Raw genomic sequence first — 19,271 nt, 5'->3', positions numbered from 1 at the left:
TTTCTTATAAACTTGTTGAGTGTTTTGGTTGTACTTTTTGTTGAGGGTCGATGTAGTTAATGGCATTGTTAACAGCAGTTGGTGCTTCACCAAGACCTGTCGCAATTAGATCAATCTTACCTTCATAGTAGCAACAATCACCAATTGCGTAAATTCCTGACTGGCTTGATTCTTGCTTGCTGTTAACGATAATCTTGTGGCGGTTAAGGTCTAATCCCCAATTTTTAAGATTACCGACAGAAGATTTAAAGCCATAGTTGACAAAGAGGTGGTCCACTTCAATGGTTTCGCTCTCATCGGATTTGACTTTTGTGATTTCAAGCTTGTCAAGAGTTTTTCCATCTCCAAGAAGTTGACTTGGCACAAATGGTGTTTTTATGCTAACAGATGATTCTTGGAGGGCTTGAACACTATGCTCAAGCGCACGGAAGTTGTCTCGACGGTGAACAAGTGTAGTTGGAGCAATCTTTTCAAAAGCTAAGGCCCAGTCCACAGCAGAGTCTCCTCCACCCAGGATGGTTACTTTCTTGCCAGCATACTGTTGAATGTTAGAAACGTGGTAATGGATATTTTCATAACTATCAACACCATCCAATTCAAGTGGACGCGGTTTAAAGGCACCTCCACCCATAGCGATGATGACAGCTATACTACTATGAATACCTTTAGTAGTTGTTATCTTAAAAACATCATTCTCTTTTTCAATGTCAAGAACAGTTTCATTGAGATGTGCTGGTGTATCAAAACCTTTTAGTTGTTCTAAGAGGCGATTCGTTAGTTCTTCACCAGTGAGATTTGGGAAACCTGGGACATCAAGAATTTGTTTTTCAGGATAAAGAATGGCAGGTTGGCCACCTAATTGAGGAAGAGAGTCAATGATTTGTACTTTAGCTTGACGTAAATTTGCATAAAAGGCTGCGAAAAGACCAACTGGGCCACCCCCTATGATGGTAATATCATATAATTCAGACATGGTTTCTCCTTATTTCATTTTTATCATTTTATTCTATCATATTTTCCGCCAATTTAAAATGAGGTAGGGGGGAGAAAATTTCCATTAAAAATGGTATAATGAAGAGAAGCTTTTTTGGAGAGGGGACACAGGATGAATTTTCAGCAATTATCTAATCTTCAATACTGGTCTAGTTTGTTTTCCAGTCCTTGGAGTATTGCGATAAATGTGATTGATATTCTAATCGTCGCTTATATCTTATATCAATTTACAAAATCAATTGCAGGAACCAAGATTATGATTTTGGTTCGAGGCGTTTTAGTTTTTATCTTAGCTCAGATTGCGGCTAATTTTTTGGGCTTGACGACTATTTCCTGGTTGATTAACCAATTGATTACCTATGGAGTTATCGCAGCGGTTGTTATCTTTTCTCCAGAAATTCGGACAGGTTTGGAACGATTAGGTCGAGCTACGGACTTCTTTTCAAATACTCCTATAAGTTCAGAAGAGCAGATGGTACAGGCTTTTGTAAAATCGGTTGAGTATATGAGCCCGCGAAAGATTGGAGCTTTGGTAGCTGTTCAACGTGTGAGAACCTTGCAGGAGTACATCGTTACAGGAATTCCTTTGGATGCTAAGATTTCTGCTGAGTTATTAATTAACATTTTTATCCCTAATACGCCTCTCCATGACGGTGCAGTCATTATCAGTGGAGATCGGATCGCAGTAACTTCTGCCTATTTACCACTGACTGAAAACACAGGTATTTCCAAAGAGTTCGGAACTCGTCACCGTGCAGCCATTGGTTTATCAGAAGTTTCAGATGCCCTTACTTTTGTTGTATCTGAAGAAACTGGAGGTATATCCATCACCTACAATGGTGTCTTCAAACATGATCTAAGTTTGGAAGAATTCGAGGAAGAACTACGTCGTATTCTGATACCTAAGGATGAACAAGAACTAAGCTTAAAAGAACGTCTATTAGGAGGCTGGAATAATGAAAAGAAATAGTCTTTATATCATCTCCTCACTCCTCTTTGCATGTGTCCTGTTTATCTATGCAACATCAATCAATTATCAAAACAATACCAATGCAAGGCAAACTAAAACTGAAACCTATACCAATACAGTAGTCAATGTACCGATTGATATTCAGTATGATAGTGAGCAGTATTTTATCAGTGGTTTCAGTTCAGAAGTAACGGTATTTTTGACGGGTTCGAATCGAGTCACCTTGGCTAGTGAGATGCAGGAAAGCACTCGTAAATTTAAAGTGACTGCTGATTTGACCCAGGCTACAGAAGGAACGATTGAAGTTCCCTTGACCATTGAAAATCTTCCAAGTGGTTTGACAGCTGTAGCAACACCTCAAAAGATCACAGTCAAGGTTGGTAAGAAAGTTACTCGAGATAATGTACCTGTTGTACCTCAAATTGATTCTAGTCAAATTGATGAGAAGATTATAATCGAACGTGTGACTGTTTCTGATGAAAAAGTTTCAGTAACTAGTGATGCGGATACACTATCTAAGATTGATCGGATTGTTGCAGTTTTACCAACGAGTGAACAGATTACAGGGAACTATTCTGGATCAGTTCCTTTGCAAGCTGTTGATAAAAATGGGGCTGTCTTACCAACAGTGATTACACCTTTTGAAACTACTATGAAAGTAACGACCAAAGCTGTAAGAACAACAAGTAGCACAACCACAACAAGTAATACTTCATCTACTGAAAACTCTTCAACGACAGCAGCAGAGACGAAGTCAGAATCTTAAAATAAACATTAAACTAGAAAAGGAATCTTAAAATGGGTAAATATTTTGGAACGGACGGAGTCCGTGGAGAAGCAAACGTAGAATTAACGCCAGAATTGGCCTTTAAATTGGGTCGCTTTGGAGGATATGTCCTCAGTCAACATGCGACAGAAGCGCCTAAGGTTTTTGTTGGACGTGACACTCGTATCTCAGGTCAAATGCTAGAAGCAGCTTTGATTGCAGGCCTCCTTTCAGTCGGAATTCACGTTTATAAGCTTGGAGTTCTTGCAACACCAGCAGTAGCTTATCTTGTCAAAACTGAAGGAGCGAGCGCAGGTGTCATGATTTCAGCTAGCCACAATCCAGCCCTTGATAACGGGATTAAATTCTTTGGTGGCGATGGCTTTAAGCTAGACGATGAAAAAGAAGCAGAAATCGAAGCCTTGCTTGACGCCAGTGAAGATACTCTCCCACGTCCAAGTGCTGAAGGATTAGGTACTGTTGTTGATTACCCAGAAGGATTACGCAAGTATGAAGCCTACCTGGTTTCAACTGGAACAGCTCTTGAAGGGATGAAGGTAGCCTTGGATACTGCTAATGGAGCAGCTTCTACAAGTGCTCGTCAAATTTTTGCAGATTTGGGTGCCCAAATCACTGTCATTGGAGAAAATCCAGATGGTTTGAACATTAACTTGAATGTTGGTTCGACTCACCCAGAAGCCTTGCAAGAACTTGTCAAAGAAAGTCAATCTGCCATTGGTTTAGCCTTTGATGGTGATAGCGACCGTTTGATTGCTGTTGATGAAAATGGTGAAATTGTCGACGGTGATAAGATTATGTATATCATCGGTAAATACCTTTCTGAAAAAGGTCAATTGGCACAAAATACAATTGTAACAACAGTTATGTCCAACCTTGGTTTCCATAAAGCCTTGGATCGTGAAGGCATTAATAAAGCTGTCACTGCTGTTGGAGACCGCTATGTAGTTGAAGAAATGAGAAAATCGGGCTACAATCTCGGTGGAGAACAGTCAGGTCACGTTATCTTGATGGACTACAATACAACTGGTGATGGTCAGTTGTCAGCAGTTCAATTGACTAAGATCATGCAAGAAACAGGTAAGAGCTTATCTCAATTGGCTTCAGAAGTAACAATTTACCCACAAAAATTGGTTAATATCCGTGTGGAAAACACCATGAAAGACAAAGCCATGGAAGTACCAGCTATAAAGGCTATTATCGATAAGATGGAAGAAGAGATGGCAGGTAATGGACGTATTCTCGTTCGCCCAAGTGGAACTGAGCCACTCTTGCGTGTCATGGCTGAAGCACCAACAACTGAAGAAGTAGATTACTATGTGGATACCATTGCTGAAGTTGTGAAAGCAGAAATCGGAATTTAGGAAAGTTAGCAGAAAATAAGAAAATATGTTACAATGTCAAAGTAAATTGTAACCATGGAGAATATGATGAATTTAAAACGTGAACAAGAATTTGTTAGTCAGTATCACTTTGATGCTCGTAACTTTGAATGGGAAAATGAGAACGGAATTCCTGAAACAAAGGTTGATGTGAACTTCCAACTACTTCAACATGACCAAGAGAATCAGGTGACTTCTCTCGTAGTTGTTTTGAGCTTTATGATTGTCTTTGATAAATTTGTTATCAGTGGTACTATTTCTCAAGTCAACCATGTTGAAGGTCGTATCGTAGATCAACCAAGTGACTTTAGTCAAGAAGAAGTTGAGACGCTTGCTCGTCCTTCTTTGGATATGCTAAACCGTTTGACTTATGAAGTGACGGAAATTGCACTAGATTTACCAGGAATTAATTTGGAGTTTTAAAAGAATGAAATTAGCGGTCATAACAGACTCATCTGCTTTTCTACAAGCGGAAACCTTGCGGAAAGAAGATTTATTTATGCTTGATATTCCTGTGAATATCGACGGACAGGAGTATGTTGAAGGTGTAAATCTAACCGCTCAAGAATTTTATGAAAAAATGGCTCGTTCATCTGAACTACCTAAAACAAGTCAACCAAGTATTGCAAAGTTGGATGAAATTTTATCATCATTAAAAGAAAAAGGCTATACTCATGTTTTGGGTCTCTTCCTTTCTTCTGGAATCTCAGGATTTCACCAGAATATCCAGTATATGACGGATGAGTTCGAAGATTTAACCATTGCTTTTCCTGATACTCGCATTACAAGTGCGCCCCTAGGATTTATGGTGGAAAGTGTGTTTCAATGGTCTGATCAGGGAGATGATTTCCAGTCTATACTAGATAAGTTAACCGAACAGATTGAAAATACTTCTGCCTTTATCATGGTAGATGACCTTGATCATCTGGTTAAAGGTGGTCGTTTATCAAATGGCGCAGCTATTTTAGGGAATCTTCTTAGCATTAAACCAATTCTATATTTCAATGACCAAGGTGTTATCGAAGTTTATGAGAAGGTTCGTACAGAGAAGAAAGCAACAAAACGTCTAGTTGAAATTGTCAAAGATGTGACAAGTAACGGAAACTACCAGATTATGGTAATTCATGGGAATGCCTCTCAAAAAGCATCCGATTTACGTCAGCTATTGCTAGATAGTGGAGTAGCTACAGATGTTGAGATTGCAACCTTTGGTAGTGTTATTGGAACCCACCTGGGAGAAGGAAGCATCGCTTTGGCATACACACCAATTGTCTAGATTGTTCTTACAGGCTTTGTATCTTAAAATTGAACACGGACTATCTGCCTCTTGAAAAAAGATGCCAGTCTTGCCTTTTATGGAAAGTCGGCGCCATTCCCTATTTTTCATGGGCAGCTAACGTCCTTTGTATCTTAGCAATTGAACACGCCTGGAACCCTATGTGAAAAAGATAGTTCTTCCAAGGAGAAGAAACTCCTTGATCAGAACTCCTATTTTCACTTTGTGTTCTTACAGGCTTTGTATCTTAGATAGGAGTAAAGATGAGTATTCGAGTGATTATTGCTGGTTTTAAGGGAAGAATGGGACAAGCTGCTTGTCAGATGGTTTTGTCTGATCCTGAACTTGAACTAGTAGCTGTTTTGGATCCTTTTGAGACTGCATCTGAATGGCAAGGAATTCCAGTATTCAATGATAAAAATGACTTAGCAGGCTTTGATGCCCATGTTTGGGTAGACTTTACTACACCAGCTGTCGCCTATGAGAATACACGCTTTGCTCTTGAAAATGGCTTTGCTCCAGTAGTAGGAACGACAGGTTTCACCAGTCAAGAAATCGAAGAATTAAAAGAATTGTCTCGTTCCAAAGGCTTGGGTGGTTTGATTGCTCCTAACTTTGCCTTGGGTGCTGTCTTACTCATGCAATTTGCAGCACAGGCAGCTAAATACTTCCCAAATGTGGAGATTATTGAACTTCACCATGATAAGAAAAAAGATGCTCCAAGTGGGACAGCAATCAAAACAGCTGAGTTGATGGCTGCAGTTCGTGAGTCTATTCAACAAGGTGCTAGCGATGAGGAAGAACTCATTGCTGGTGCTCGTGGTGCTGACTTTGATGGTATGCGTATCCATTCGGTTCGTTTACCAGGTTTGGTAGCCCATCAGGAAGTTATTTTTGGAAATCAAGGAGAAGGATTGACCCTGCGTCATGACTCCTATGATCGTAGCTCCTTCATGACAGGGGTGAATTTGGGAATCAAAGAAGTTGTCAAGCGTCATGAGCTTGTCTATGGATTAGAACACTTACTATGAAATTAACAAAAATGCCTTCTGAATTTCAGAAGGCTTTACCAGTATTAGAAAAAATTAAAGAAGCAGGATTTGAGGCTTATTTTGTGGGTGGCTCTGTTAGGGATGCCCTACTCAATCGTCCCATCCATGATGTGGATATCGCGACTTCATCTTATCCTGAAGAGACTAAGCAGATTTTTCCACGCACAGCTGATATCGGCATTGAGCATGGGACCGTTTTGGTTTTAGATGGAGATGAAGAGTACGAAGTGACGACCTTTCGGACAGAGGATGTCTATGTGGATTATCGTAGACCAAGTTCTGTTTCTTTTGTTCGTTCACTCGAAGAAGATCTCAAACGCCGAGATTTCACAGTCAATGCCTTTGCCTTGGATGAGACAGGGGAAATCGTTGATTTATTTGATGGTCTCAAAGATTTAGAAAATCAAGTCCTGCGAGCTGTCGGTGTAGCTAGTGAACGTTTCAATGAAGATGCGCTACGCATCATGCGTGGCTTTCGTTTCCAAGCTAGTCTTGGTTTTGAACTCGAGCAAGAAACGTTTGAAGCGATGAAGTCCTTAACGCCACTCTTAGATAAAATCTCTGTGGAACGAACCTTTGTCGAGTTTGATAAACTTTTACTGGCTCCCTATTGGCGAGTAGGTTTATCATCTATGATTGAGAGTCAAGCTTATGATTATCTTCCAGATATGGTAGGCAGTCAGGAGAAACTCCAGTCTTTGTTTGATTTAGAAAAAGATTTTACTTTTGAATCTTCTGAGCAAGCTTGGGCAGCACTTTTATGGGTTTTAGAAGTGGAAGATGCTCAACAATTTTTGAAACATTGGAAGACTTCACGCCAATTTGCCAAGCAGGTACAGGATTTGCTGTCTATTTTGGCTCTCCGAGAAGAAGGGGAACTAGGTAAACGTGATTGTTACCGTTTTGATTTGGACTTGCTTCTACAGGCTGAAAATCTTCGTCAGGCTCAAGGAAAAGAAGTCAACCCACAAGCAATCACAGAAACCTACGAGAGCTTGACTATTCATGATAAGAAAGAGATGCAAATTAATGGTGGCATTCTCATCAAGGAATATGGCTATCATCCAGGTCCAGAATTAGGAGCTGTTTTAGAGGAAATTGAGTACTCTATTGTGGATGGTAATCTAGATAATGAAGTGGAAGCCATTCATGCATACTTAAGGGAGAGAAAATGAGTGATTTTATCGTTGAAAAACTAAGCAAATCAGTTGGTGATAAGACCGTTTTTAAGGATATTTCTTTTATCATCCACGACTTAGATCGTATCGGTCTTATCGGTGTCAATGGAACTGGGAAAACGACCCTTCTAGATGTGCTTTCAGGTGTTTCAGGTTTTGATGGCGATATTAGCCCTTTTTCAGCAAAGAGTGATTACAAGATTGGTTATTTGACCCAGAATCCGGAATTTGATGATAGCAAGACTGTCTTAGATACTGTCTTATCAAGTGATTTGAAGGAAATCCAGTTAATACGTGAGTATGAACTGCTCATGCTTAACTATAGTGAGGACAAGCAGGCTCGTTTAGAACGGGTTATGGCGGAGATGGATTCCCTCCAAGCATGGGAAATCGAAAGTCAGGTCAAGACTGTTCTCAGTAAACTAGGCATTCAAGAATTATCAACTCCTGTTGGAGCTTTGTCGGGTGGTCTTCGTAGACGGGTTCAATTGGCGCAAGTGCTTTTAGGAAATCATGATCTCTTGCTTCTTGATGAGCCAACCAACCATCTGGACATTGCGACCATCGAGTGGCTGACACTTTTCTTGAAGAATTCCAAGAAGACCGTCCTCTTCATCACTCACGATCGTTATTTCCTAGATGCTCTTTCTACGCGAATTTTTGAATTGGATAGAGGTGGATTAACAGAGTATCAGGGGAATTACCAAGATTATGTTCGCCTCAAGGCTGAACAGGATGAGCGTGACGCAGCTCTTCTTCACAAAAAGGAACAACTTTACAAACAAGAATTAGCTTGGATGAGACGGCAACCTCAAGCTCGTGCGACCAAGCAACAAGCTCGTATCAATCGATTCCATGACTTGAAAAAGGAAGTTTCAGATACTAGCCTTGAGACAGACTTGAGCATGAATTTTGAAACTAGCCGTATCGGTAAAAAAGTTATCGAGTTTAAGGATGTTTCCTTTGCCTATTACGATAAACCGATTCTGAAACATTTTAATCTTTTGGTACAAGCCAAAGACCGTATCGGAATCGTCGGGGACAATGGTGTTGGGAAATCAACCCTTCTTAACCTTATTGCAGGAAGACTTGAAGCTACTGAAGGACAAGTTATCATCGGTGAAACAGTTCGTATTGCTTATTTCTCTCAACAAATCGAAGGTTTAGATGAAAGTAAGCGGGTTATCAATTACCTGCAGGAAGTTGCAGAAGAGGTTAAGACGAGCGGTGGCTCTACGACATCCATTGCAGAATTACTGGAACAATTTCTTTTCCCACGTTCAACACACGGTACCTTGATTGAGAAGCTGTCAGGTGGAGAGAAGAAGCGTCTGTACCTCCTCAAATTACTCCTTGAAAAACCCAATGTGCTTCTCTTGGATGAACCGACAAATGACCTAGACATTGCGACCTTAACAGTTCTAGAAAATTTCTTACAAGGTTTTGCAGGACCAGTCTTGACAGTTAGTCACGATCGCTATTTCCTTGATAAAGTAGCAACTAAGATTCTTGCTTTTGAAGACGGGACTATCCGTCCTTTCTTTGGACATTACACAGACTACCTAGATGAAAAGGCCTTTGAAGCAGAAGCAGTAACACAAAGTCAAAAAGTTGAGAAGGAAAAAGTCGTCAAAGTCCGTGAAGAGAAGAAACGGATGACCTACCAAGAAAAGCAGGAATGGGCAAGTATTGAAGGTGATATCGAAAACCTGGAAAATCGTATCGCGGCTATTGAAGAAGAAATGCAGGCAAATGGCTCTGATTTTGGAAAACTAGCGACTCTTCAAAAAGAGCTAGATGAGAAAAATGAAGCCTTGCTTGAAAAATATGAACGCTATGAATATTTAAGTGAGTTGATATAATGGAAGAAACGATTATTAAATGGAGTAGTAAGAAAATCGTCTTGAGCCTTATTCTTTATCTACTAGAATTGGCTCTTCTACTTTGGATCTTTTCGTTTTTGCTGAGCTATCCCGAAGAATCACCTATGGGATTGGTGGCTTTCATTCTCTTTATTGGTTTCTTAATCCTCATCGTTGGCTTCATTTTGTATCAACGTTTGCGACTGCTTTTTTCTGATAAAGAGTATTTGAAATTTACGTCTCAAGGATTTTCCTATAAACCATATCCAAAGAAGGACTGGCAGTTTTATTCCTGGGGACAGGTAGAAAAGTTTGCTCTCACGAGAATTAAGGGTAGTAGAAATGCAAGGGATTTTTATATGATTGAGGTTCAGTTTTATGACAAGGAACTTTTAAAATCCAACTTTTTCTGGTATCGTCTTCGAAGTAGATTTACAAGTTCAAAACATTCTAACGTTTTGAAAATCCCAATCTATTTGCTGGATGTTGGCTTACCAAAGAGAGTATTTGAAACCATGTCTTACTATGAGCGAGAGTGGCGCATCGAACAGAATCGTCAACGGAATCAAACTTCTAAAAGCAAAAAGAAGTAAGTACTTCATTCAGCGAATGCTAGCAACAATTGAAGAAAAAATGAGAAGTCTTGTACCAAGTTTCAAGGCTTCTTTCTATTTTGCTTTTCTAGGAATTATGGTATAATAGGGAGTAAAAACTTTAAAAGAAAGAAACGCTATGAACTTAAAAGATTACATTGCAAGTATTGAAAATTATCCACAAGAAGGAATTACTTTCCGTGATATCAGCCCATTGATGGCAGATGGAAATGCCTACAGCTACGCTGTTCGTGAAATTGTTCAATATGCTACTGACAAAAAAATTGATATGATCGTAGGACCAGAAGCACGTGGATTTATTGTTGGATGTCCAGTTGCTTTTGAGTTGGGAATTGGTTTTGCACCTGTTCGTAAACCTGGAAAATTACCACGTGAAGTGATTTCAGCTGACTACGAAAAAGAATATGGTGTTGATACTTTGACCATGCACGCAGATGCTATCAAACCAGGTCAACGTGTTCTTATTGTAGATGACCTCTTGGCAACAGGTGGTACTGTTAAAGCTACAATCGAAATGATTGAGAAATTAGGCGGTGTCGTAGCTGGTTGTGCCTTCTTGATTGAGCTTGACGAGCTAAAAGGTCGTGAGGCAATCGGAGATTACGATTATAAAGTTTTGATGCATTATTAATGAAAAACAGTCCCTAGGGCTGTTTTCTCTTCATCGGATATAAAAATAGGCTATATCTAGTTAGAAAAAAACTATAATTGAAAACTATATCTTCATACAGTATAATAAAGGGAAAGAGAAACGTCAGCATTTTTCCCCGTTGACGATACCATGTTTACTTGAGTCCAATATGATACAGTAAGGAGATTTCTATGCCGATTCGAATTGATAAAAAATTACCAGCAGTTGAGATTTTACGAACGGAAAATATTTTCGTCATGGATGACCAGAGGGCGGCTCATCAGGATATTCGACCACTGAAAATTCTGATTTTAAACTTGATGCCACTGAAAATGGTTACAGAAACTCAGCTTTTACGCCATTTAGCCAATACTCCTTTGCAGTTAGATATTGAATTTTTATATATGGAAAGTCATCAGTCGAAAACAACTCGTTCTGAGCATATGGAGACTTTTTATAAGACCTTCTCGGAAGTCAAAGACGAGTATTTTGATGGCTTGATTATCACAGGAGCACCAGTTGAGCATCTTCCATTTGAGGAGGTTGACTATTGGCAAGAGTTTACCCAAGTTATCGATTGGTCTAAGACTCATGTCTTTTCAACCTTGCATATTTGTTGGGGAGCACAGGCAGGTCTATACTATCGCTATGGCGTAGATAAATACCAGATGGACCAGAAGCTTTCTGGGATTTATCCTCAAGATGTTTTGAAAGAAGGTCATCTCCTATTGAGAGGATTTGATGATTTATATGTATCCCCTCATTCACGCCATACAGAAGTCCACAAAGAAGATATCCTGAATAAAACAAATCTAGAGATTTTAGCATCAGGAAAAGAGGTGGGAATCTCTATCCTTGCAAGTCGAGATTTGAGAGAAGTCTATAGCTTTGGGCATTTAGAGTATGATCGCGATACGCTTGCAAAGGAATATTTTAGAGATCTAGATGCTGGTTTAGATCCACATATACCAGAAAATTATTTCAAAAATGATGACATTCATGAACTCCCATGTATGCGTTGGAGTTCATCTGCAGCTCTCTTCTTTAGTAACTGGGTAAATTATGCAGTTTACCAAGAAACACCGTTTGAGTGGAAGAGTGCGGAAGATGATGTGTCTCATTTTGGATATTTATAAGAGGAATTATGACATATTTAGATGCTTTCAAATCAGGAAACTTAGTGTTACCGAGTGACCTGCTCTTACATTACAATCAACTGTTCTCGTCAAGCGATGATTTCTTGGTTTGGCAATTCTTTTACCTACAGAATACAACGGCTTTAGGTGAATTGTCTCCAAGTCAGATTGCTGAAAAAATCGGCAAAAATGTCACTGAAGTCAATCAGGCTATTTCACGATTGACTGAGAAAGGGTTGCTTCAATACCGAACCATTGAACTGAATGGAGAAATAGAAGTAATCTTCGATGCAACTCTTGCCTTGGAGCGCTTAGACCAACTTTTTGAAAAACAAGCTCCAAACCAGGTGCAATCTGCTCCAAATGATTTAAAGAGCTTGGTAGATACTTTCCAACAGGAGCTAGGTCGTCTATTGAGCCCATTTGAAATTGAAGACTTGGAAAAGAGTTTGAAAGAAGACGGAACTAGTGCGGATTTGATAAAAGAAGCCTTACGAGAAGCTGTTCTAAATGGAAAACCAAATTGGAAATATATCCAAGCTATCCTACGAAACTGGCGTCATGAAGGGATTAGGAGTGTAGCCCAGGTAGAAGCGAAACGTCAGGAGAGAGAAGCAACCAACCCTCAAAATGTTCAGGTTTCATCTGATTTTAAAAATGCCATGGATCTATGGAAAGACTAATATTTAGCAATAAAAAAACTTGCCTATGGCAAGTTTTTTTGTATTCTTAATAAGTAAGTCCCCAAACACTTACAGAACGTTCAGTAACTGGGAAATCACCATATCCTTCAGTATTAATAGTCACTTGGTCTGAATGGTTGCCAAGTAAATCAACAAAAGTATGATCAGCCCATTCTGGACCTACAAACATGGTTTTGTAATTCTCTTGAGCATTTGAGATAAGAATGGCAAGAGGCGATTGGTTGTCAGCTCCAGAACGAACCCAACCGATACAATTAGGGTCATCAAAGTAGTCCGTCTGCTCTCCATAAGCCAAATCTTTTCGGATAGCTAGCAGATGGTCAAGAACTTCTTTAAAATCTTGCTGAGCATATTGACCAGAGATACCGTAGTAGTCTCCATAAAAGACACAAGGGAGACCCTGCTCGCGCAAAAGAATAAGAGTATAGGCTGCTGGTTTAAACCATTCTTCTACAGTAGATTCTAAAGCTTGTCCTCGTTGAGTATCATGGTTTTCGACAAAGGTTACAGCCTTATCTGGTTTGATTTGAACCAGACTATCATTAAAGATGGTACGCAAATCGTAGTCTGCACCAGCCTGGCTTGCTTCAAAGAGATTCATATGGAGGCGGACATCGATAAGGTCAAAGCGTTCTTCAATCTTTTCGAGATAGTCAAGGTTTGCATCCTTATCTGGATTCCAGAATTCTCCAAAAACATAGAAGTCTTGTCCATATTTCTCTTTGATGTCACGAATGAAATTACGCATAAAGAAGGAGTCGATATGCTTGACTGCATCTAAACGAAAACCAGCTACACCAGTCGTTTCCATGAACCAATCAGCCCAATCATAGATATTTTGTATGACTTCTGGATGCTTAAAATCTAAGTCCGCATACATGAGGTAGTCATAGTTACCATTTTCGTTATCGACTAATTCCTCGTGGGCCCAACCCTTATTATCTCCCTGGATAAGGTAAATACCAGACTTCCGTCTTTTGGCATCATAGTCAGTTCCAGTGAAATGGTACCAGTGCCAGTGGAAATCATTGTAGGTGTTTTGTCTTCCATCAAAAGTAAAGTTTGTCCAACCATTGATGGTAAAAGGTTCTCCAAGTTCAATTGTGCGATCTTCTGGGTCGACTTCAATAACCTGGAAGGATTCTAAACGGTCTGCAGCTGCCTTGTGGTTTAAGACGACGTCAGCCATAGGTTGAATCCCATGTGATTTAAGTGTTTGAATGGCTTGAAGATAGTCTTCTTTGAAACCGTATTTGGTACGCACAGTTCCTTTTTGGTCAAATTCACCGAGGTCAAAAAGGTCATAGACACCATAACCGACATCTTTTTCGTTGGTAGCTTTAAAGGCAGGTGGCATCCAGACGTGGCTAATTCCTAGATTTGCAAGGTGCTCAGCATCATCTGTAAGTCGCGTCCAGTGTTGTCCATCGTGGGGAAGGTACCACTCAAAATATTGCATTAGGGTTTGATTTTTCATAGATAGTCCTCATACTTAACAATTTGAGAATCATTTTACCACAAAGCAAGCAAATGCGCAAACGTTTGCGCTACAAAAATAGACCTCAGGATGTGAATGTCTATTTTTACGGTAATAGAATGAAATCTCTCAACACAAATGACCATTCTCATTTAGAAATCATCAAGCAGAAACAAAAAGCTTGGATAGTTCCTATGACATCAATGGAGAAATCACTTTCTACTTTGTGAATTTTCAACAAATTTGATATAATTGTATCTATGAATAAAGTATTCGTCAGTCGGCGTGTCGAAAAAAAGCTCCGCAAAGGTCAGGTTCTTTTGGAAGAAGTTGATTTTCCAGACTTATCTGAAACTGATCAGGAAGTTGAACTTTTCAGCCAAAGCAAAGAATTTTTAGGGAAGGCTTATTTATCTCGTCAAAATAAGGGAATTGGTTGGTTTGTATCTAACCAGAACATTTCTTTTAAACAAACCTTCTTTGAAAGCTTGTTTAAGCAAGCCAAACTAAAACGTTCTTCCTACTATCAAGATGAGTTGACAACTGCCTTTCGTTTGTTTAATCAAGAAGGTGATGGTTTTGGTGGAATGACGCTGGATCTCTATGGAGATTATGTTGTCTTTTCTTGGTATAACTCCTATATTTATAGTCTTCGCCAAGAGATCATAGCAGCCTTCTCTCAGGTATTCCCGGAAGTCTTAGGTGCCTATGAAAAGATTCGCTTTAAAGGTCTAGACTATGAGTCTGCTCATATCTATGGTCAAGAAGCAGCTGAATATTTCACTGTTCTTGAGAATGGAGTCTTGTACCAAGTCTTTATGAATGACGGCCTTATGACAGGGATTTTCTTGGATCAGCATGAAGTTCGTGGGAGCTTAGTTGATGGTTTAGCTATGGGGAAATCCTTACTCAATATGTTTTCCTACACAGCGGCCTTCTCAGTCGCTGCAGCTATGGGGGGAGCTAGTGAAACAACCTCTGTAGACCTAGCCAAACGTTCAAGAGAACTATCAGAAGCTCATTTTCATGCCAACGGTTTGAGTTTAGACAATCATCGACTGCTTGTCATGGATGTCTTTGAATATTTTAAATATGCTAAGAGAAAAGGTTTAAGTTATGACGTGATTGTTCTGGATCCGCCTAGCTTTGCCCGAAATAAAAAACAAACATTCTCTGTAGCTAAGGATTATCATAAGTTGATTTCCCAAAGCCTAGAGATTTTAAACCCAGGTGGAATCATTATTGCTAGTACCAATGCGGCTAATGTTTCCCGTCAAAAATTCACAGAACAAATCGACAAAGGATTTGCAGGTAGAAAGTATCAGGTCCTTCATAAATATGGACTTCCAGCAGACTTTGTCTACAATGAAAAAGATGAAAGTAGTAATTATCTCAAAGTGATTACCATGAAGGTTAGTAAATGAAATTAATTGTTTCTGTCATGCCAAGAAGTATAGAAGAGGCTCAGGCTATTGATGTTATGCGGTATCATGATGCAGATATCATTGAGTGGAGAGCAGACTTCTTACCCAAGGAAGCTATCTTGCAGGTAGCGCCAGCTATTTTTGAAAAATTTGCAGGTCGTGAGCTTGTTTTTACTTTACGTACTCGTGCCGAGGGTGGTCAAATTGAGCTCTCTTCAGAAGAGTATGTTCAAATGATCAAGGAAGTGGCACAGCTTTATCAACCAGATTATATTGATTTTGAATATTTTAGCTACAAGGATGTTTTTGATCAGATGTTGGACTTTCCAAATCTCGTCTTGAGCTACCATAACTTCCAAGAGACACCTGAAAATCTAATGGAAATCTTGTCTGAGTTAACAAGTTTAAATCCTAAAGTTGTAAAAATAGCTGTTATGGCTAATACAGAACAGGATGTGTTGGATTTGATGAACTTTACACGTGGCTTTAAAACACTGAATCCTGAACAAGAATATGTAACGATTTCTATGGGAAAAGTGGGCAAGGTCTCTCGTATTACTTCAGATGTGACTGGTTCTAGTTGGTCTTTTGCAAGTCTAGATGAAGCTAGTGCTCCAGGACAAATTTCACTATCTAGCATGAAAAAAATTAGGGAGCTTCTAAATGAAGATTGATGGCTACACACGTTTAGCAGCTGTAGTCGCAAATCCTATCAAACACTCCATTTCTCCCTTTATTCACAATAGCGCTTTTGAAGCAACCAATACCAATGGTGTTTATCTTGCTTGGGAAGTAGATGCGACTGAACTAGCAGAAACAGTTGCTAATATTCGTCGCTACCAGATGTTTGGAATCAATCTTTCCATGCCTTATAAGGAACAAGTGATTCCTTATCTGGACCAGTTGAGCGCAGAGGCTTGTTTAATTGGTGCAGTTAATACAGTTGTGAATCGAGAAGGAACATTAATTGGATATAACACAGATGGCAAGGGATTCTTTAAGAGCTTGCCTTCTTTTAAAATATCAAGGAAAAGACTGGTTTTGTTAGGAGCAGGCGGTGCAGCCAAGGCAATTTTGGCACAGGCAATCTTGGATGGAGTGAGTCAGATTTCTGTCTTTGTTCGTTCTTCATCCATGGAAAAAACAAGACCTTACTTAGAAAAAATACAGAATGCGACTGGATTTAGAGTAGATTTATTTGCATTAGAGGATGTTCAAAATCTTCAAGACAGCATCACTCAAGCCGACCTCTTGGTCAATGCGACTAGTGTGGGCATGGATGGATCCTCTCAGCCGATCCCGACCAGCATCGTTTTACCAGAGAAGCTCATGGTAGCAGATGTGATTTATCAACCCTTTGAAACACCGTTTTTAAAATGGGCAAGAAACCAGGGAAATCAATCTATCAATGGCCTTGGCATGCTGCTTTACCAAGCTGCTGAAGCTTTTGAGTTATGGACAGGCAAGGAAATGCCAACAGATCAAATCTGGGAATTATTAAAACAAAAGTACCAATAAAGAAAAAGGAGACCTGCTATGAAAATTAGAATAGACCTTCCACACCATCCTTATGATATTCAGATTGAAAAAGGATGCTTGTCTCAAGCAGGAAAATGGTTGCGTGAACTTTGGCAACCACAAAAAATTGTTATCATAACGGATAACCGTGTGGCTTCACTCTATGCAGAAAAGGTTAAATTGAGTTTGGAGGATGCTGGCTTTCAAGTGGCAGTTTTTGACTTTTTAGAGGGCGAAGAAAGAAAAAATCTGACTACAGTTCAAAAAGTCTATGAATTTTTAGTCAAACAGGATATGACTCGTAGTGATGGAATCGTAGCCCTCGGCGGTGGTGTAGTTGGCGATTTGGCTGGTTTTGTGGCTTCAACCTACATGCGAGGAGTTCATTTCGTTCAAATTCCAACTAGTTTGACAGCCCAGGTTGATTCCTCTATCGGTGGAAAAACTGGAGTTAACACCCCTTTTGCCAAGAATATGGTGGGGACTTTTGCCCAGCCAGATGGTGTTTTGATTGACCCAACTGTTCTTGAGACCTTGGGTAAGAGAGAGTTGATTGAAGGTATGGGTGAAGTCATCAAGTATGGCCTGATCGAAGATCCTGAGCTTTGGGACCTATTATCTAAAATGGATGGTTCTGTGGAAAGCATTTTGGAACATTCCGAGAGTTTGATTGAGCATTCTTGCCAGGTCAAGCGCAAGATGGTAGTTGAAGATGAGTTGGATAATGGCATTCGTTTATATCTCAACTTTGGTCACACAATTGGCCATGCCATTGAAGCAACTGCTGGTTACGGAAAAGTCATGCACGGTGAGGCAGTAGCTATGGGAATGGTTCAGCTCTCTAAGGTAGCCGAAGAAAAAGGCCTCATGCCAATGGGAATCACTCAGTCCATCCGAGAGATGTGTCAGAAGTTTGGTCTTCCTGTTGATTATGAAAACTGGGATGTTGACAAGCTTTATCGAGCTTTGACTCATGATAAAAAAGCGCGTGGGAATACCATGAAGTTAGTTTTGGTACCTGAGCTTGGTTCAGCGACCATTCACCCAGTTTCTCTTGAAGAAATGAAAGATTACTTAGTAAAATAAGGAGAATGTATGAGATATTTAACAGCAGGAGAATCACATGGTCCTCGTCTGACAGCAATTATTGAAGGAATTCCAGCAGGGCTGCCTTTGACTGCAGAAGATATCAATGAGGATCTCAAACGTCGCCAAGGTGGTTACGGTCGTGGTGGACGTATGAAGATTGAAAGTGACCAAATTGTCTTTACTTCTGGTGTTCGACACGGGAAGACGACAGGGGCTCCTATCACCATGGATGTCATTAATAAAGACCATCAAAAATGGCTAGATATCATGTCTGCCGAGAATATTGAGGATAAACTTAAAAGCAAACGAAAAATCACTCATCCGCGCCCAGGTCACGCAGATTTAGTTGGCGGGATTAAATACCGCTTTGATGACTTGCGAAATTCTTTGGAACGTTCATCTGCCCGTGAAACGACCATGCGGGTTGCAGTTGGAGCAGTAGCCAAGAGGCTTTTAGCTGAGCTTGATATCGAAATTGCTAACCATGTTGTTGTCTTTGGTGGTAAGGAAATCAATGTTCCAGAAAACTTAACAGTCTCAGAGATTAAGAAACTGACTGCCCAGTCTGAAATTTCTATCGTCAACCAAGAACGTGAGCAGGAGATCAAGGACTATATTGACCAGATTAAGCGAGATGGGGATACCATCGGAGGTGTTGTAGAAACAGTTGTCGGAGGTGTTCCGGTTGGTCTTGGTTCTTATGTCCAATGGGATCGTAAACTAGATGCAAGGCTGGCTCAAGCTGTTGTTTCTATCAATGCCTTTAAGGGTGTGGAGTTTGGTCTTGGTTTTAAAGCAGGCCATCTTAAGGGTAGCCAAGTCATGGATGAAATCCTCTGGTCATCAGAAGATGGCTATACTCGTCGGACTAATAACCTTGGAGGTTTCGAAGGTGGTATGACCAACGGCCAACCGATTATCGTTCGTGGAGTTATGAAGCCAATTCCGACTCTTTATAAGCCGTTGATGAGTGTCGATATTGAAACTCATGAGCCTTATAAAGCAACAGTAGAGAGAAGTGATCCTACTGCTCTTCCAGCAGCAGGTGTCGTTATGGAAGCAGTAGTAGCAACGGTTTTGGCTCAAGAAATCCTTGAGAAATTCTCCTCTGATAATCTAGAAGAATTAAAAGAAGCTGTTGCGAAACATCGGGAGTATACAAAGAATTATTAAGGAGTTCT

The 19,271-nt window shown here is 40.0% G+C and carries 19 protein-coding genes; 17 read left to right on the top strand and 2 right to left on the bottom strand.

The annotated features are described in order from the left end of the window. Nucleotides 1–4: 4 nt before the first annotated feature. Entirely contained in the window at nt 5–973 is a 969-nt protein-coding gene (locus ACESNQ_RS02565; protein ID WP_373074779.1) for an NAD(P)/FAD-dependent oxidoreductase, read from the bottom strand. A gap of 132 nt (nt 974–1,105) precedes the next feature. On the opposite strand from ACESNQ_RS02565, the gene cdaA reads away from it, so the two are divergent. From cdaA to ACESNQ_RS02505, 12 genes are all read left to right on the top strand, one after another. Beyond that, nucleotides 1,106–1,963 carry a diadenylate cyclase CdaA gene (cdaA, locus tag ACESNQ_RS02560; RefSeq protein WP_247912694.1) on the top strand — a complete coding sequence of 286 codons (858 nt, stop codon included), beginning with the start codon at nt 1,106–1,108 and terminating at the stop codon, nt 1,961–1,963. Then, nucleotides 1,950–2,729 (top strand): CdaR family protein, encoded by a 780-nt coding sequence (locus ACESNQ_RS02555; RefSeq protein WP_006151670.1) that lies wholly within the window; start codon nt 1,950–1,952, stop codon nt 2,727–2,729. Before cdaA ends, ACESNQ_RS02555 begins: the two co-directional genes overlap by 14 nt. Before the next feature lie 32 nt (nt 2,730–2,761). Continuing rightward, nucleotides 2,762–4,111: a phosphoglucosamine mutase gene (gene glmM, locus ACESNQ_RS02550; RefSeq protein WP_006151894.1), complete on the top strand. Its 1,350-nt coding sequence runs from the start codon at nt 2,762–2,764 to the stop codon at nt 4,109–4,111. Nucleotides 4,112–4,177: 66 nt separating this feature from the next. Further along, a complete protein-coding gene (locus ACESNQ_RS02545; protein ID WP_004252208.1) occupies nt 4,178–4,552 on the top strand; it encodes a DUF1149 family protein in 375 nt (124 codons plus the stop codon). A 4-nt stretch (nt 4,553–4,556) separates the two neighbouring features. After that, nucleotides 4,557–5,405: a DegV family protein gene (gene fakB / locus ACESNQ_RS02540; protein WP_036757147.1), complete on the top strand. Its 849-nt coding sequence runs from the start codon at nt 4,557–4,559 to the stop codon at nt 5,403–5,405. Nucleotides 5,406–5,668: 263 nt separating this feature from the next. Continuing rightward, on the top strand, nt 5,669–6,436 hold the full coding sequence (gene dapB / locus ACESNQ_RS02535) for a 4-hydroxy-tetrahydrodipicolinate reductase (RefSeq protein ID WP_373074775.1): 768 nt from the start codon (nt 5,669–5,671) through the stop codon (nt 6,434–6,436). Further along, a complete protein-coding gene (locus tag ACESNQ_RS02530; protein WP_373074773.1) occupies nt 6,433–7,632 on the top strand; it encodes a CCA tRNA nucleotidyltransferase in 1,200 nt (399 codons plus the stop codon). Before dapB ends, ACESNQ_RS02530 begins: the two co-directional genes overlap by 4 nt. Next, on the top strand, nt 7,629–9,497 hold the full coding sequence (locus tag ACESNQ_RS02525) for an ABC-F family ATP-binding cassette domain-containing protein (RefSeq protein WP_373074771.1): 1,869 nt from the start codon (nt 7,629–7,631) through the stop codon (nt 9,495–9,497). Before ACESNQ_RS02530 ends, ACESNQ_RS02525 begins: the two co-directional genes overlap by 4 nt. Then, nucleotides 9,497–10,090: a hypothetical protein gene (locus tag ACESNQ_RS02520; RefSeq protein WP_373074769.1), complete on the top strand. Its 594-nt coding sequence runs from the start codon at nt 9,497–9,499 to the stop codon at nt 10,088–10,090. The genes ACESNQ_RS02525 and ACESNQ_RS02520 overlap by 1 nt, the downstream gene beginning before the upstream one ends. Before the next feature lie 139 nt (nt 10,091–10,229). Beyond that, entirely contained in the window at nt 10,230–10,742 is a 513-nt protein-coding gene (locus ACESNQ_RS02515; protein WP_006154681.1) for an adenine phosphoribosyltransferase, read from the top strand. A gap of 191 nt (nt 10,743–10,933) precedes the next feature. Beyond that, nucleotides 10,934–11,878, top strand: coding sequence for a homoserine O-acetyltransferase MetA (gene metA / locus ACESNQ_RS02510; RefSeq protein ID WP_373074767.1), 945 nt, complete (start codon nt 10,934–10,936; stop codon nt 11,876–11,878). Between the two features lie 8 nt (nt 11,879–11,886). Continuing rightward, on the top strand, nt 11,887–12,561 hold the full coding sequence (locus ACESNQ_RS02505) for a DnaD domain-containing protein (RefSeq protein WP_004252223.1): 675 nt from the start codon (nt 11,887–11,889) through the stop codon (nt 12,559–12,561). 46 nt (nt 12,562–12,607) lie between these two features. Here ACESNQ_RS02505 and ACESNQ_RS02500 read toward each other — a convergent pair whose 3' ends face one another. After that, complete coding sequence (locus ACESNQ_RS02500; protein ID WP_373074765.1) at nt 12,608–14,059, bottom strand: alpha-amylase; 1,452 nt, start codon at nt 14,057–14,059, stop codon at nt 12,608–12,610. A gap of 260 nt (nt 14,060–14,319) precedes the next feature. Here ACESNQ_RS02500 and ACESNQ_RS02495 point away from each other — a divergent pair, with 260 nt between their 5' ends. Genes ACESNQ_RS02495 through aroC form a run of 5 tightly spaced genes read left to right on the top strand, consistent with a single transcriptional unit; the run spans nt 14,320 to nt 19,263 of the window. Further along, entirely contained in the window at nt 14,320–15,483 is a 1,164-nt protein-coding gene (locus ACESNQ_RS02495) for a class I SAM-dependent rRNA methyltransferase (protein WP_373074763.1), read from the top strand. Beyond that, nucleotides 15,480–16,157: a type I 3-dehydroquinate dehydratase gene (aroD, locus tag ACESNQ_RS02490; RefSeq protein WP_004252228.1), complete on the top strand. Its 678-nt coding sequence runs from the start codon at nt 15,480–15,482 to the stop codon at nt 16,155–16,157. The genes ACESNQ_RS02495 and aroD overlap by 4 nt, the downstream gene beginning before the upstream one ends. Next, a complete protein-coding gene (locus tag ACESNQ_RS02485) occupies nt 16,147–17,001 on the top strand; it encodes a shikimate dehydrogenase (protein ID WP_373074761.1) in 855 nt (284 codons plus the stop codon). Before aroD ends, ACESNQ_RS02485 begins: the two co-directional genes overlap by 11 nt. Nucleotides 17,002–17,019: 18 nt before the next feature. Further along, nucleotides 17,020–18,087 carry a 3-dehydroquinate synthase gene (gene aroB / locus ACESNQ_RS02480; RefSeq protein ID WP_373074759.1) on the top strand — a complete coding sequence of 356 codons (1,068 nt, stop codon included), beginning with the start codon at nt 17,020–17,022 and terminating at the stop codon, nt 18,085–18,087. Nucleotides 18,088–18,096: 9 nt separating this feature from the next. Next, complete coding sequence (aroC, locus tag ACESNQ_RS02475; RefSeq protein WP_373074757.1) at nt 18,097–19,263, top strand: chorismate synthase; 1,167 nt, start codon at nt 18,097–18,099, stop codon at nt 19,261–19,263. The last annotated feature ends 8 nt before the right edge of the window (nt 19,264–19,271 follow it).

Origin of the sequence: Streptococcus infantis (genome assembly GCF_964243025.1) — a bacterium.
Taxonomy (GTDB): Bacteria; Bacillota; Bacilli; order Lactobacillales; family Streptococcaceae; genus Streptococcus; species Streptococcus infantis_N.
The sequence above is the reverse complement of the archived record's forward strand: the minus strand, read 5'-3'. Positions and strand labels throughout refer to the sequence as shown.

Bases quoted from the DNA above. Each gene is read 5' to 3' on its own strand.
- ACESNQ_RS02555 (WP_006151670.1), top strand. From the start codon at position 1,950: ATGAAAAGAAATAGTCTTTATATCATCTCCTCACTCCTCTTTGCATGT.
- aroD (WP_004252228.1), top strand. From the start codon at position 15,480: ATGAAATTAATTGTTTCTGTCATGCCAAGAAGTATAGAAGAGGCTCAG.
- ACESNQ_RS02525 (WP_373074771.1), top strand. From the start codon at position 7,629: ATGAGTGATTTTATCGTTGAAAAACTAAGCAAATCAGTTGGTGATAAG.
- ACESNQ_RS02495 (WP_373074763.1), top strand. From the start codon at position 14,320: ATGAATAAAGTATTCGTCAGTCGGCGTGTCGAAAAAAAGCTCCGCAAA.
- ACESNQ_RS02520 (WP_373074769.1), top strand. From the start codon at position 9,497: ATGGAAGAAACGATTATTAAATGGAGTAGTAAGAAAATCGTCTTGAGC.
- fakB (WP_036757147.1), top strand. From the start codon at position 4,557: ATGAAATTAGCGGTCATAACAGACTCATCTGCTTTTCTACAAGCGGAA.
- ACESNQ_RS02505 (WP_004252223.1), top strand. From the start codon at position 11,887: ATGACATATTTAGATGCTTTCAAATCAGGAAACTTAGTGTTACCGAGT.
- dapB (WP_373074775.1), top strand. From the start codon at position 5,669: ATGAGTATTCGAGTGATTATTGCTGGTTTTAAGGGAAGAATGGGACAA.
- ACESNQ_RS02565 (WP_373074779.1), bottom strand. From the start codon at position 973: ATGTCTGAATTATATGATATTACCATCATAGGGGGTGGCCCAGTTGGT.
- aroC (WP_373074757.1), top strand. From the start codon at position 18,097: ATGAGATATTTAACAGCAGGAGAATCACATGGTCCTCGTCTGACAGCA.
- ACESNQ_RS02530 (WP_373074773.1), top strand. From the start codon at position 6,433: ATGAAATTAACAAAAATGCCTTCTGAATTTCAGAAGGCTTTACCAGTA.
- cdaA (WP_247912694.1), top strand. From the start codon at position 1,106: ATGAATTTTCAGCAATTATCTAATCTTCAATACTGGTCTAGTTTGTTT.
- glmM (WP_006151894.1), top strand. From the start codon at position 2,762: ATGGGTAAATATTTTGGAACGGACGGAGTCCGTGGAGAAGCAAACGTA.
- ACESNQ_RS02545 (WP_004252208.1), top strand. From the start codon at position 4,178: ATGAATTTAAAACGTGAACAAGAATTTGTTAGTCAGTATCACTTTGAT.
- ACESNQ_RS02485 (WP_373074761.1), top strand. From the start codon at position 16,147: ATGAAGATTGATGGCTACACACGTTTAGCAGCTGTAGTCGCAAATCCT.
- metA (WP_373074767.1), top strand. From the start codon at position 10,934: ATGCCGATTCGAATTGATAAAAAATTACCAGCAGTTGAGATTTTACGA.
- ACESNQ_RS02515 (WP_006154681.1), top strand. From the start codon at position 10,230: ATGAACTTAAAAGATTACATTGCAAGTATTGAAAATTATCCACAAGAA.
- ACESNQ_RS02500 (WP_373074765.1), bottom strand. From the start codon at position 14,059: ATGAAAAATCAAACCCTAATGCAATATTTTGAGTGGTACCTTCCCCAC.
- aroB (WP_373074759.1), top strand. From the start codon at position 17,020: ATGAAAATTAGAATAGACCTTCCACACCATCCTTATGATATTCAGATT.